At 73.0% G+C, this 12908-nt stretch carries 9 protein-coding genes and 2 pseudogenes; 4 read left to right on the top strand and 7 right to left on the bottom strand.

Annotated elements, in window-relative coordinates; all coding sequences use genetic code 11:
• Positions 1 to 179: 179 nt before the first annotated feature.
• From AB0L29_RS12705 to AB0L29_RS12690, 4 genes and pseudogenes are all read right to left on the bottom strand, one after another.
• On the bottom strand, positions 180 to 605 hold the full coding sequence (locus AB0L29_RS12705) for a (deoxy)nucleoside triphosphate pyrophosphohydrolase (RefSeq protein ID WP_365826244.1): 426 nt from the start codon (positions 603 to 605) through the stop codon (positions 180 to 182).
• A gap of 60 nt (positions 606 to 665) precedes the next feature.
• Positions 666 to 914: pseudogene (locus AB0L29_RS12700) on the bottom strand (SPOR domain-containing protein); the annotation flags it as partial.
• A gap of 287 nt (positions 915 to 1201) precedes the next feature.
• Positions 1202 to 1954: a GntR family transcriptional regulator gene (locus tag AB0L29_RS12695; protein WP_365826242.1), complete on the bottom strand. Its 753-nt coding sequence runs from the start codon at positions 1952 to 1954 to the stop codon at positions 1202 to 1204.
• Positions 1955 to 2101: 147 nt separating this feature from the next.
• A complete protein-coding gene (locus AB0L29_RS12690) occupies positions 2102 to 3265 on the bottom strand; it encodes a DUF4190 domain-containing protein (RefSeq protein WP_365826240.1) in 1164 nt (387 codons plus the stop codon).
• Positions 3266 to 3351: 86 nt separating this feature from the next.
• On the opposite strand from AB0L29_RS12690, the gene AB0L29_RS12685 reads away from it, so the two are divergent.
• The gene (locus AB0L29_RS12685; protein WP_365826238.1) at positions 3352 to 4545 is read left to right on the top strand and encodes a serpin family protein; all 1194 of its coding nucleotides are present in this window, start codon (positions 3352 to 3354) and stop codon (positions 4543 to 4545) included.
• 17 nt (positions 4546 to 4562) lie between these two features.
• Here AB0L29_RS12685 and AB0L29_RS12680 read toward each other — a convergent pair whose 3' ends face one another.
• Together AB0L29_RS12680 and AB0L29_RS12675 are read right to left on the bottom strand one after the other, a co-directional pair.
• Entirely contained in the window at positions 4563 to 6143 is a 1581-nt protein-coding gene (locus tag AB0L29_RS12680; protein WP_365826236.1) for a S8 family peptidase, read from the bottom strand.
• A gap of 234 nt (positions 6144 to 6377) precedes the next feature.
• Positions 6378 to 7208, bottom strand: coding sequence for an oxidoreductase (locus AB0L29_RS12675; RefSeq protein WP_365826234.1), 831 nt, complete (start codon positions 7206 to 7208; stop codon positions 6378 to 6380).
• Between the two features lie 110 nt (positions 7209 to 7318).
• On the opposite strand from AB0L29_RS12675, the gene AB0L29_RS12670 reads away from it, so the two are divergent.
• Both AB0L29_RS12670 and AB0L29_RS12665 read left to right on the top strand, forming a co-directional pair.
• Positions 7319 to 8245: a LysR substrate-binding domain-containing protein gene (locus AB0L29_RS12670; RefSeq protein ID WP_365826232.1), complete on the top strand. Its 927-nt coding sequence runs from the start codon at positions 7319 to 7321 to the stop codon at positions 8243 to 8245.
• Positions 8246 to 8431: 186 nt separating this feature from the next.
• Positions 8432 to 9001: pseudogene (locus AB0L29_RS12665) on the top strand (hypothetical protein).
• Between the two features lie 335 nt (positions 9002 to 9336).
• Here the strand turns inward: AB0L29_RS12665 and AB0L29_RS12660 are convergent.
• Positions 9337 to 10755, bottom strand: a complete 1419-nt coding sequence (locus tag AB0L29_RS12660; RefSeq protein WP_365826230.1) for an ATP-binding protein — start codon at positions 10753 to 10755, stop codon at positions 9337 to 9339.
• A gap of 906 nt (positions 10756 to 11661) precedes the next feature.
• Between AB0L29_RS12660 and AB0L29_RS12655 the strand changes: the two genes are divergently transcribed.
• Complete coding sequence (locus AB0L29_RS12655) at positions 11662 to 12906, top strand: helix-turn-helix transcriptional regulator (protein WP_365826229.1); 1245 nt, start codon at positions 11662 to 11664, stop codon at positions 12904 to 12906.
• Positions 12907 to 12908: the final 2 nt, after the last annotated feature.

The following is a 12908-nucleotide window of genomic DNA, read 5'->3' as shown; positions in this document are numbered from 1 at the left end:
GTTTCGTGGGGTTAATAGGCACGTACCCGATATTCGGGGCGCAGTACCGTCCGGAGGGGCGCGCTATGGCCCGCGTGACCCGCGCGGCGCCCGCCCGAAGGCTTTGCGGGCACCGCGCGCGCCTCGGCGCCCGTGCGCCCCGGTGCACTCCCGCGAGAGCCGCCCGCCCCCGGCGCTCCTCACACGCCTCGCGGGCCCCCCGCGGACAGGCCGAGGCGGGCGAGGGCCTCGCGGACGGCCGGCACGTCCTGATCCAGCCAGTCCACGGTCCAGACCGCGGCGGGGTCGAGCCAGCGCAGCGCGTCGTGGTCCTGCAGGGGCTGCGGGGCGGCGGAGCCGGGGCGCAGGCGTGCGGTCCACACATGCAGGACGTACGGCGGCCTCAGGGGCCACTCCCCGGGGACGCGCTCGCCGGGCTCGGCCTCCACGCCGAGCTCCTCGCGCAGTTCGCGCACCAGGGCCGCCTCGGCCGTCTCGCCCGGTTCCACCTTGCCGCCGGGCAGTTCCCAGCGGCCGGCCAGTTCGGCGGGCGCGCTGCGGCGCGCGGCCAGCAGCCGCCCGCCGTCGACCAGGGCGGCGCCCACCACCACGATCCGTTCCGTCATGCGCGGGAGCCTACGGGCACGCCTTCGCCGGGTCGGCCGGCGCCCCGGCGGACCGGCCGGTCAGTCACCGGCGGCGGCCGTCCCGTTCTGGCCGATCCTCTCGACCCAGTAGAGCTGCTTGTGCCCGCGGCCGTCGAGGCTGTCCGCGATCTTCTGGGCCTCGGCCCGGGTCGCGTACCTGCCCACGCGATAGCGGTTGCCGTTGTCGTCCTGCCGGATCACGAGCCAGGGGAGAGTGACCGTGCCGTCATTCATCGCGCCCCTCCACTTCCCGCCCGCGGCCTGTACCGCGCCCCGCCCACCGAGGAAACCGCACTGTGCATATGCCCGAGCCTACGCCCAACCTTCACGCAGCGAATACGGCTTTTCACGAAGCGGTACGCAACCAGCCAGTACGCAGGGGGCGCACGGCACCGAACGCGCCGTCCGCGCACCTCGACTCGTCCGGTCAGCGGCGTGCCGCGCGCCTGCGCACGCCTCCGTGGCCACCTGCGAGAACGGCCAGATCGCGACGGCGGCGGAACGGCCGCCGGAGCGTGACACCTGCGGGAGAGACGGCGCGCGAGGGGCGTGCGGGAGGCGTGCGAGGGTGTCCGTTACTTGACCGGGAGGTGGTAGGCGACCCGGTAGCGGTCGGCCGGGATCACCACGTCGGCCGTCTCCACCGCGCGGCCGGAGGCGTAGAACGTGCGGGAGACGACCAGGACGACGTGCCCGGGGACACCGCCGAGGGCGAGCAGTTCCTCGGCCAGGCCGGGGCGCGCGCCGACCTCCTCGGTGACGTTGTCGACGATCACATCGATGGCGCGCATGCGCTCGACGACGCCCATGCCGCCGAGCGGCCCCTCCTCCGGGAGCATCACGGGCGTGCGGCCGGTCAGGGCGAGCGGCTCCCAGGAGGTGGAGAGCATCATCGGCTCGCCGCCCTCGCGGAAGAGGTACCTGGTGCGCATCACGCGGTCGCCCGGCTCGATGCCGAGCCGGGCGGCGATCGCGGCACCGGCCTCGACCTGCTCGCTGCCGGACTCCCAGGTGCCGCGCGCCCCGGCGTCGGCCTGCTCCTGGCGGAACGGCGTGGCCCCGCCGGCCGGGCGGTACCCGGAGCGGGCGATGCGCCGGGGCACGGGCCGCTCGCGCACGTACGTCCCCGAGCCGGAGCGGCCCTCGACCAGCCCTTCGGCCATCAGCACCTTGCGGGCCTCCAGGGCGACGGTGTCCGAGACGCCGTACTCCTCGCGGATCCTGGCCTGGGACGGCAGGCGGGTGTGCGGTGGCAGCAGGCCGTCGACGATCTTCTTGCGGAGATCACCCGCGACGCGCAGGTACGCCGGCTGCTCACCGATTGTCACTGGCCGCTCCCATCAGGTTGTACAGACAGCAACAGCGTGGCAACCGTGGGTTGGGCCAGGCAAGCAAAGGCCAGAGAATCACTCGATGTGATGACACGGGCCCGCCGGAGGCTTTGCCCAGGCACTTTCTCCCCGCTGTGGCCGCCGTCACACCTGGACGCCGGACTCCCCGCCCTCCTCACCGGCGTCCTCCTCGTACACCGGCGGGGTCGTGTCCAGGCCCAAGGCCTTGCGCGCGGTGACGGTCGCCGGGCCGTCGACGTACTCGTACCCCTGGTCGTAGTGCTCGTAGTAGGTGCCGGCGTCGCGGGCCGCGGCCGCCTTCGCCCAGTCCTCGCGGGCCCGCTCCATCTCCTCGACGAGGTCGGCGACGGGCCGCTCGGCGCCGGCCGGCCAGGTGTGGCCGCGCAGCGCCCCGACCTGCTCGCCGAGCGCGTCGTGGACGTCGCCCGCCCAGGAGCGGTGCCCGGCCAGGTCGTCCTCGGGAGCGGCCTCGGGCTCCTCGTAGAGCACCGCGTCGACGGACTGCGTCGCCCTCAGGAGGGCGATCTGGTCCGCGTCGAGCATGGTCTCGTCGTTGCGCAGCGAGCCGGTCAGCCCGCTCCCGCCGTCCACGCCGCCGAACAGGCAGACGATCTCGCGGTCGTCGAAGCGCCAGCTCTCCCGGGACGGCACGAGGTAGTAGACGTCCACGTCCTCCGGCAGGGCCCAGGTGTCCATGGCGTAGCGGTCCCGGAGCGCGTAGCACCTGTCGTCGGCGGTCTCCGTCAGCTCGTCGTCCCCGGGGTAGGAGCCGTCGGGCAGCGTGACGACGGCGAAGACCTCACCGTCGTGCTCGCGGTCGCAGGGCACCTCCTCGACGTCGTAGGCCTCGCCCTCCAGGGAGCCGGTCGGCGAGTCGAAGCAGTCGCCCTCGCGGAGCGCGTAGGCGGTGCCCCCGCCGGCCGCGCCGTCCTTGACCTCCCGCCACGCGTCGGCCGCGACCCCGGTGGACAGCGACACCGTCCACAGGAGGAGCCCGACGGACGACAGCACGGCCCCGGCGACCGCCATGCCCTTGCCGCGCTCGCCCCTCCGCCCGATCTGCCGCAGCGCGACGAGCCCCAGCACGAGCCCCACCGCCGGCAGGAAGCACAGGACGCCGAGCACGAGCGCGGCGATGGCGAGCCCGTTGAGGGCCGGCTGGGCACCGTAGGGCCCGTACGGTCCGTAGGGGCCGTACGGGCCCGGCCCCCGACCCCAGGGCTGGTGGGGGTACTGCCCGTGCGGCTGGTGCGGCTGGTGCGGTCCGGGGGCCGGGGGTATCGACACGGGTAGCGTGCTCCTGATGCGGGGTGGTGCGCGGCTGGCGCGGGGCTGGGCGCATCGTAAGCGCGGGGTGAGCGGGGGTGGAACGCGTGAGGGCGAACACGACGGTCCGGGCGGTGAACGGCCTGACGGCACGTTGGGCGGCGGACGTCGCACGGGGCACGGTCTTCTCGGCGGCGGGGGTGTGGCCGCTGCTGGCGTTCCTGGCGGACGGGGCACAGGGCGCGGCCCGGCGGGAACTCGCCCAGGCGGTCGGGCTGCCGGCGGACCGGGCGGCCGCCGCCGCGCGGGAGGTGCTCGCCGCGACGGGCGCGATGCGCGGGCTGGACGCGGCCCTGGGGCTGTGGACGAAGCGCACCCTGGAACTGCGGGAGGCGTGGCGGGCCGGACTGCCGGCCGGCGCCCACGGGGTGCTCACCGGTGACGCCGCGGCCGACCGGGAGGCGCTGGACGCGTGGGCGGTGAAGCACACGGGCGGACTGGTCGAGCGGATGCCCGTGGAGGTGGCGGGGGGCGCCGAGATGGTGCTGGCGAGCGCGCTGGCGCTGCGGACGCGCTGGCTGCGCCCCTTCGAGGAGGTGCCGTGGGAGCCGTACGGCGGACCGTGGGACGCCCGCACGCTGCTGGCGCTGCGGCGCCGGAGCGTGCTGCTGGACCGGGTCGGCGTGGCGGACACGCCGCACGGGCACGTCACCGGGCTGAAGGTGCTGGGCGACAACGCCCTCGACGTCCATCTGCTGCTCGGCGAGGAGGGCATGGCGCCCGGCCGGGTGCTGGGGGCGGGCGTCGGCCTGCTCGCCGGCGGGCACCCGGTCGTCCCGGGCCCCCGCCTGCCCCGCGGTGACGCGGGGCCCGGACTGCGGGTCGTGCGGGAGCGCAGCACGACGCCCGACCCGCCCACGCTGGACGTCACCACCGTGGCGTACGGGATCGCGGCCGACCACGACCTGCTGGAGCGGCACGAACTGTTCGGGCTCACCGCGGCGCGGCTGGAGGTCCCCGGCCACTTCCCCGGCGTCAGTGCCTTCCCGCTGTGCGTGGGCTCGGCCCGGCAGTCGGCCGTGGCGAGGTTCGGGGCGCGCGGCTTCGAGGCGGCGGCGGTGACGGCGCTCGGCATGGCCGGCGCCGGGGCTCCGCCACCGCTGCGCTACCTGACCACCGTCGTCGAGGCCGTCTTCGACCGCCCCTTCGGCTTCCTGGCCGTGCACCGCCACTCGCGCCTCGTCCTCGCGGCGGGCTGGGTCACCGACCCGGAGCCCTTCCGCGAGGACGAGGACTGCTGAGGATCACCGGGGGAGCGTCAGAACTGCAGGGCCCAGGCGTCGATGCGGCCCGTGTCCAGGCTGGCGTTGTCGCTGACCCGCAGCTTCCACGTGCCGTCGGCGGTCTCCGAGGAGGCGTTCACGGTGTACGTGGTGTCGATGTTGTCCGCGCTGCCGCCGGTGCCGTACGCCTTCAGCGTGTACGCCGTGCCGTCGGGGGCGATCAGCTGGACCTGGAGGTCGCCGATGTAGGTGTGGACGATGTGCACCTCGACGGCCAGGGCCGAGGGCGCGTTGCCCGGGACGCCGGAGACGGTCACCGGGGACTCGGCGGTGGCGTTGTCGCCGACGGCGTGGTCGGTGGTGTTCTCGAAGCGCGGACCGGGCGGGGTGGTCGTACCGCCGCCGACGTACAGCAGCCGGTTGGGCGAGCCGGTGCCCGGGTTGGTGACGACGCCGCCGGTGGCGGCGGTGGTCAGCGCGGTGGAGACCTGGGCGGGGGTGGCCGTGGGGTTGTCGGCCAGGTACAGCGCGGCGGCTCCCGCGACGTGCGGGGAGGCCATGGAGGTGCCGGAGATGGTGTTGGTGGCCGAGTCGCTGCTGTTCCACGCCGAGGTGATGGACGAACCCGGGGCGAACAGGTCCAGGACCGAGCCGTAGTTGGAGTAGCTGGCCCGGGCGTCGCCCGAGGTCGTGGCGCCGACCGTGATGGCCTCGGTGACGCGGGCCGGGGACCGGGTGGAGGCGTTGGTGGACTCGTTGCCGGCCGCGACGGCGAAGGTGACGCCGGAGGCGACGGCGTTGCGCACCGCCGTGTCGATCGCGGTGTCGGCGGTGCCGCCGAGGGACATGTTGGCGACGGCCGGCTTGACCGCGTTGCGGGCGACCCAGTCGATGCCGGCGACGACCTGGGCGGTGGTGCCGGAGCCGGAGTTGTTCAGCACGCGGACGCCGACGACGTTCGCCTTCTTGGCGACGCCGTGGGCGGCTCCGGCGACCGTGCCGGCGACGTGCGTGCCGTGGCCGTGGCCGTCCTGGGCGGTGTTGTCGTTGTCGATCGCGTCGTAGCCGTAGGAGGCCCGGCCGCCGAAGTCGCCGTGCGTGATGCGCACGCCGGTGTCGATGACGTACGCGGTCACGCCCTGCCCGGCCGAGTCCGGGTAGGTGTAGGAGTTGTTCAGCGGGAGGTTCCTCTGGTCGATGCGGTCCAGGCCCCAGGAGGGCGGGCTGGGCTGGGTCGCGGTGATGCGGAAGACGCGGTCCTGGACGACGGAGGCGACGGCCGGGTCGGCGGCCAGACGCTTCGCCTCGGTCTCGGAGGCCTCGACGGCGTATCCGTTCAGTGCCTTGGTGTACGTCCGTTCGATGTCGGCGCCGTACTTCTCCGCCAGGGCGCGGCCCTCGGCGGAACCGGCCCTCGTCCCCCTGAGGGTGACGATGTAGCTGTCGGCGACGGCGTTCGCGGCGCCCTCGTACTGGACGCGGCCTTCGGGAGCGGCCGGGGCGGCCCCGGCCGGGAGGGCGGCGACGAGGCCGGCGGTGCAGGCCGCGGTGACCACCGCGCCGAGTGCGGCCAGTCTTCGCCGGGGGGTGCGGTGGGGAGTACGCATCACTGCCATCTGAGGGGTCCTCCTCAATCGGTGGTGCGCCGTGTGGGGTGGTGCGCGCCCGCCAGGAACCACCGTCAGGGCATGGTCATGCCAATAGCGGTTGTTCCTGTGCGTCAGCGAAAGATTGAGGCCTTCACAGGAATTGCACAAGGGCCCTGCACGGACATACCCCTCGATAGGGTGACGGGCCTGACGGCCCGTCACCCGTCCCCGGTGGCAAGGGAGACCGGTCCCCCGTGCCGCTCAGTCGTCGAAGGCGGTGGCCCGCGTCCGCTTCTCCCACGCCACGACCTCGGCGCGCACCTGCTCCAGGTGGTCGAGCACGGCGGTGACGGCGTCGTCGCCGAGCGGCAGGTGCAGCGGGGTGTCCTCGGCCTCCAGGGCGGCGAGGACGAGTGCGGCGGCCTTGGCCGGGTCGCCGGGCTGGGTGCCGTCGCCGCCGGAGACGTAGGCGCGGGTCTGGCTCACCCCGGCGTACACCCCGCTGTCGGGGCTGGCGCCCGCCCGGCTGCCCTCGAACAGCGAGGTCCGGAAGGCCCCGGGCTCGACGACCAGCACCTTGATGCCGAACTCGCGCACCTCGTCCGCGAGCGCCTCGCTCATGCCCTCCAGCGCGAACTTCGTCCCGCTGTAGGCCGAGAAGCCCGCCACCGACATCTGCCCGCCCATGCTGCTCATCTGCACGATCGCGCCGGAGCGCCGCTCGCGCATGTGCGGCAGCACCGCGCGGGTCAGGGCCGCCGGACCAAAGACGTGCACGTCGAACAGGGCGCGCAGTTCCTCCTCGGTGGTCTCCTCGAAGGCCCCGACGTGCGTGCGGCCCGCGTTGTTGACCAGGACGTCGATCCGCCCGTGCCGCGCCACCACGTCCCGCACCGCGGCCTCGGCGGCCCCCGTGTCGGCCACGTCCAGGCGCAGCGCCTCCACCTGGTCGGGGTGGGCGGCCACCAGGTCCTCCAGCGCCTCGGGGCGCCGGGCCGCACCGATCACCACATCGCCGTCGGCGAGGGCGGCCTCGGCGATCGCCCGCCCGAATCCGCTGCTCGCGCCCGTGATCAGCCACACCTTGTTCATCACCGCTCCTCGCCGGCCGGCCGTGCGCCGTCCTCGTCGTGCCCCCGCGGGAACCAGCTTGCAGCGAAAGGAAGTTGGCCGTCCAAGACTTCTCCTGATAACCACTCGTCATGACGACGGACGTTCATGTGCGGGACCTGCGCTACTTCCTGACGGTGGCCGAGGAACTGCACTTCACGCGCGCGGCCGAGCGCCTGTACGTGTCCCAGCCCGCGCTGAGCAAGCAGGTGCGGGCGCTGGAGGGCAGGCTGGGCGTCGAGCTGTTCCGGCGCGACCGGCGGGGCGTGGCCCTCACCGGGGCCGGCACGGCGCTGCTGCCGCACGCCCGCCGGGTCCTGGCCGCGTGGGCCGAGGGGGCGGCAGCGGTGGAGGCCGCGCGGGCGGCGGAGCGCAGCACGCTGGTGGTGGGCATGAGCACCAGCCCGGGCCGCGGCGGGCTGCTGCCGGCGATCCGCTCCCGCTTCACGGCCGCCCACCCCGACGCGGTCGTCCGGCTCCGCCAGGTGAGCTGGGAGGACCCGACCGCGGGCCTCGCGGACGGCTCGGCGGACATCGCCTTCGTCTGGCTGCCGCTGCCCGACGCCGGCCGCTACGCCTGGACGGTGGTCGCGGAGGAACCCCGCCTGGCCGCCCTCCCCGACACCCACCCCCTCGCCGCCCGCCCGGAGATCGACTTCGCGGACCTGGCCGACGAGCCGTTCCTGGCCCTGCCGCCCGGCGCGGGCGTGCTGCGCGACTTCTGGCTGGCCCTCGACGAACGCGCCGGCCGCCCGCCCCGCGTCGGCGCGGAGGTCGCCGGCACGGAGGAGACGTACGAGGCCCTGGTCGCGGGCCTGGGCATCTGCCTGGTGGCCGCGGGCAACGCCCCGCTGATCACGCTGGGCGGTGTGACGACCCGCCCGGTGCGGGGGCTCTCCCCGTGCCGCTACGTCCTGGCCTGGCGCGGGGAGGACGGGCGGCGGCCGTTGGTGCGGGGGTACGCGCAGGCGTGCCGGGACGCGGCGGACGGGCGCGCCCGCGCCCCGCGGGGGCGGTGAGCCGGCGCCCGCGCGGCGCGCGCCGGGCGGGGGGCGCCGACGGCCGGGCGGGGCCTTCCGGGTCCGCGGGCCATCGGCCTTCCGGCTTCGTCGGCCATCGGCACGGCCGGGGACCGCCGCCGTGCGCGCCGCCGCGCTCTCCTGCGAGGGCGGCCCGCTCGCCGCGCTGGGTGGCGGTGCGTCCCGTTGAGATGGCTGACGCTGTACGCGCGCTCGCGTCGGGTACCCGCGTCACTCGCCGCGGTGGTGATCAACGCGGTGGCGGCGTGGGCGCTCGCCCGGGACGGGGGTGGGGGCCCGGTGATCCACGGCTGCCCGCGCTCGTCCTCGCCACGGGGGCGATGGCGGCCTCGGTCGGGCTCAGCGGGCAGGACCTCGCACTGGACCGGACGGCCGCGATCCGCTGGGTGCCCCGCCGAGCGGCGCACGTGCTGCTCGCCGGTGCGGTCGTCGGCACGTTGCTGCCGACGGCGCAGACCACGGGCGGTCCACGGCCACCACCGCGTTCGTCGTCCGGGACAGCGTGGGCCTGATGGGACCGGCCGCCCTGGGCACGGCGCTCTCGGACGGCCGGTACGCCTGGACGCTGCCGTTCGCCTGGCTCTCGTTCTCGTTCGTCGCCCCCCGACGAGTGCGCCGGCGCGGGTGGCGACCTGGATGCTGCTGCCACCCGGCACGGCGGCGGACACCTGGACGGCCCTGCTCCTCACGGTCGCCGACACCGCGGCCTGCGCCTTCGCAGAACCGAGACGGTGACCGGACCGGGCCGCCGTGACGGCGAGGGACCGGCCCCCGGAAGGGCCGGTACCGTGTGACCTGTGTGTCCGCCCATGTGCGCCAGGCCACCGGGGTGATGTCGCTCCGTCCTCAGACGGTGAAGCGGAATTCCATCACATCCCTACGACCTGCGGAAATGCAAAATCATCCCAGCGCCATCCCTGCACGGGATCCACGACAAAGCACGAGAAGGGTTCAAGGTCGCCAGCGCTACACAACAGTGCCGGCAAGGAACTGAGATCTGTGAGACTTCTCCGCAACGTTTGCAATCTGATCGTGCCACCAACTTCCGGGCCTCGCCTGCCAACTGCCACTCATAGGGGCCAAGCGGCAAGCAAATCGCCGGGGCCGTAGACGGCGTCTAGCCCTGGGCAGTCGACTCCACTGCGCGAGACCGCCACGACTGGAACAAGTTCGTCGGTGAGGGCGGCCCGGTGCCGATGGAGAGCGGCCAGGTCGTGCCGGTCGAAGGGCGACTGCTCCAGCCACTTGATGGAACCGACGAAGAGCAGCTCCTTGGCAACGGGGGCGCGGTCCGCTCCGACGATGTCGATCTCAACGTCGTTGGTGCGGGTCCAGTAGCCGCCTACTGCGGGCGCTGCGGGGAGTCGGTCGTCGGGCAGTATCCGGGCAAGCGACTCCCGGATGAGCGGCTCGATCGCCCGGCCGCGCCAACTGGTCCAGCTCTCCCGGATCCGCGCCAAGGCCAGATCGCCCCGCCCTCGCTCGATCTCCTCCATGGACGGGCCGAGCAAGTGCAGCCAGAACCGCAGGTAGGGATCTGTCACCCGGTAGCGGCGATCCTTCGACGGACGCAGCGACACGGGCAGCTCCGCGGCGACGATCCGCTTGCCCATAAGCAGTTCCAGCGCTCGCTGCAGCGGCGTGGCCGCGATCCCGCCGGCCGCACGGGCGATGTTGGTGAAGGTCCGCTCGCCACTTCCGATGGCCGCCAACACCGTGCGCGCCTGGGCCTGTGGGGGGAATTCGGCAGCCATCGAGCGCTCGGCCGACACCAGCAAGGCCGAAACCGGATCACTCAGCGCCTCGCCGAGGAAGTCCCACAGTCCCTCCCCTCTTGGCCACTCTGCGCAGATCAGTGGCAGCCCGCCGGTGACCAGCGCGGCGTCGAAGGCTTCCGCCGGTTCCAGCCCGAGCATCCTCCCTACCTCGGCGGGGTTCAGCGGCCCCAGCACCATCTCCCGGCCACGCTGATGGAAGGGGCGTCCATAGCTGTTCAGAGCCTCCATCATCGACAGATCGGAGCCGATGAGGACCAGCAACACCGGCTTGATCTCCAGCACCCGGTCCCAGGCCCGTTGCAGCATCCCTTCAAAGGCGCCATCGGCGTCCATCAGGTACGGCACCTCGTCGATGACCAGCACGCTTGCCCGGTCGGCGGGGAGCGCCGCAGCCAGCACATCGAACGCGGCGTCCCAGCTCTCCGGCCGCGCGGAGGCCACCAGCCCTGCCAACGGCAGCGTCGACGCTTGGGCATCCCGGGCCAGTCGTGCCAGATCATCCCTGGGGGATGCACCGGTCGCCGCGTAGAACAAGAACGGGGCTCCGCAGCGCTCCGCAAATCGCTCGACCAGTCGCGACTTGCCCACCCGGCGCCGTCCACGCAACATCACGCACCGCCCGGGCCGCTCCCTGCCAACCCCTGCCGCCACCTTCTGCAGCTCTCGTTCCAACGTCGCCAGCTCCTGCCGACGGCCTACAAAATCCACCACGCCTGTCGACCTCCGCTCACGACACTAACAACAATGTTACTAACATGGATGTTAGTAAACCATTTTCGCCGATCGTCGCTCACGGTCACGAGTCGCGGCCCCGACGTCCTGCACGGCCCGAGGGGGTACCGGTCCAGGTTGCAAGCCGATCGAACACGACGTCACCAAGCCCATGCCGACGCCGTGAGCGAAGTTCCACAGTTTCGCTGCCCTACGAACGCCGGGGAATTCCCGAGCGTCACGGGGCCTGGTGCTCATTCGATGCATCAGTGGCGTGGCAGTCGAAGCGCACGTCGGGCACTCCGGCAGGGACGTGTCCGCCCGGTGCCCAGATGGCAGGCGGAAGGCCCGAGGCCGTCACGCTGGGCAATGCGCACGCCGAGGTCGTGGCGGCTGGGAGCGTCGGAACCAGCGAGGTGGAGGAGGCCGGCCGCGTTGGACCGTGTGAGTGCGCCCAGCGCTTGGCACCCTCACAGCCATCGCTCGGCCCACGTGCCCAGGATGTCCGTCGGCCCTGGACGGTGACGACCAGGGCCGCGTCGATGAGCCGATCCGCGACCGCGCCGTCACGGCTCTTGTACCGAACGCTTCACAGTTCCCTCTGCGGCGCGATCGACAGAGCCGCACCCTGTCATCATCGACCGCTCTGCCCCGACCATGATCGATTCAGGTCACTGCATGGAACAGGCGGAGAACAACAGAGAGCAGAAGAGGCAACGGGCAACCCTGTCGAACCCCGATTCCTCAAGCATGCCTCGTGCCAAACTCACTCTCGGACGCGAAGCGCAACCGCTCCGCCACGACGGGTGTTCACCGTCGGTCTTCGCGTCGGCCAGTGGACGTCGAACCAGAGTTCCCCGTGAGGGCGCACGGCTCTCTCGGTCGCTGTTCAAGGGGAGGCTAATAATGGGCACAACTTTGCGTTTCGGACCGGAACTCCGCCGTTTACGACAGGAAGCGGGGTTGACTCTGACTGAGTTCTCCGTGGCGCTCAACTACGACAAGGGACACCTCAGCAAGGTCGAGCGCGGGGAGCGTTCCGCGTCCCCTGAACTGGCCCGGCGGTGCGACGCCTTCCTCGGCGCGAACGGCGAGCTGCAGCGCCTGACCGTCCACTCCGAGACCGACTCGGACACCACCGAAAACCCCACCACCCCGAGCCTCTGGCGCGTCGGGCGCCGAACGGTCCTCACGGCGGGTGCGGGGGCGCTGATCGACCTCGGCCTGAAACTCGGCGGTCAGGCGTCCCCTGCCGCCGACCCCCTCCTTCCCTCCTTTCGCTCGCAGTTCGACCAGCTACGTAAGCTCGGCCAGTCCACCGCGCCGAAGGTCCTGCTTCCCCTGCTGGAGACGCAGACGCGCACGGTCGCCGGGCTGGCCGCCGACACCCCGTCCGCCACTCGGGCCCCCGTGCTGCTGCTCGCGTCGCGGTTCGCGGAGTTCACCGGCTGGATGGCCCAGGAGGCCGCGGACAGCGGCGCGGCGCTCGACTGGACCAGTGAGGCCGCCGAACTGGCGCATGCCGGGGGCGATCCATACCTTGGTTCCTACACGTTCGTGCGACGCGCCCTGATCACGCTCTACAGCGGGGACGCCGCAAGCACCGTCGCCCTGGCCCGCCAGGCCCAGAGCGGCGAACTCCCGCCGCGCATCCGGGGACTCGCGGCCCAGCGGGAGGCACAGGGATACGCGCTCGTCGGCGACGAACGCAACTGCCTGCGCAGCCTCGACAGGGCGCGGGAACTGCTCGACAGCGACGACGCCCGCAGTGGTGCCGAGCCCATGATCGGCACCACCCACGTGAGCGATCCGGCGGCGATGACGACCGGCTGGTGCCTGCACGACCTCGGTCGCCCCAAGGCCGCCGCCGAGGTCCTCGACCGGGAGTGCCACCGCATCCCGCCGTACGCTCTGCGCACCCGCGCCCGGTACGGCTTCCGCAGGTCCTTGGCCCACGCCGCCTCCGGAGAAGTCGAGCACGCGTGCACGATCGCCGGAGAGCTCCTGGGGATGATGCCGGCCGTGCCCTCGGCGACGGTGAACAGCGACATCCGGCGTTTCGCGCGCGAACTCTCCCGATTCCGGAGCAGCCGGGCCGTACGCGATCTGCAACCGGCGCTGGCACGGGCACTCGCCCCCACGCACGACTAACA

It is taken from the genome of Streptomyces sp. NPDC052701 (genome assembly GCF_040678355.1).
GTDB lineage: Bacteria > Actinomycetota > Actinomycetes > Streptomycetales > Streptomycetaceae > Streptomyces.
Note: the sequence above shows the minus strand (reverse complement) of the source record. Positions and strands in the feature narration are given on the sequence as shown.

Coding starts and splice junctions, on each gene's coding strand:
- AB0L29_RS12675 (WP_365826234.1), bottom strand. CDS start 7,208: ATGAACAAGGTGTGGCTGATCACGGGCGCGAGCAGCGGATTCGGGCGG.
- AB0L29_RS12680 (WP_365826236.1), bottom strand. CDS start 6,143: ATGGCAGTGATGCGTACTCCCCACCGCACCCCCCGGCGAAGACTGGCC.
- AB0L29_RS12705 (WP_365826244.1), bottom strand. CDS start 605: ATGACGGAACGGATCGTGGTGGTGGGCGCCGCCCTGGTCGACGGCGGG.
- AB0L29_RS12655 (WP_365826229.1), top strand. CDS start 11,662: ATGGGCACAACTTTGCGTTTCGGACCGGAACTCCGCCGTTTACGACAG.
- AB0L29_RS12670 (WP_365826232.1), top strand. CDS start 7,319: ATGACGACGGACGTTCATGTGCGGGACCTGCGCTACTTCCTGACGGTG.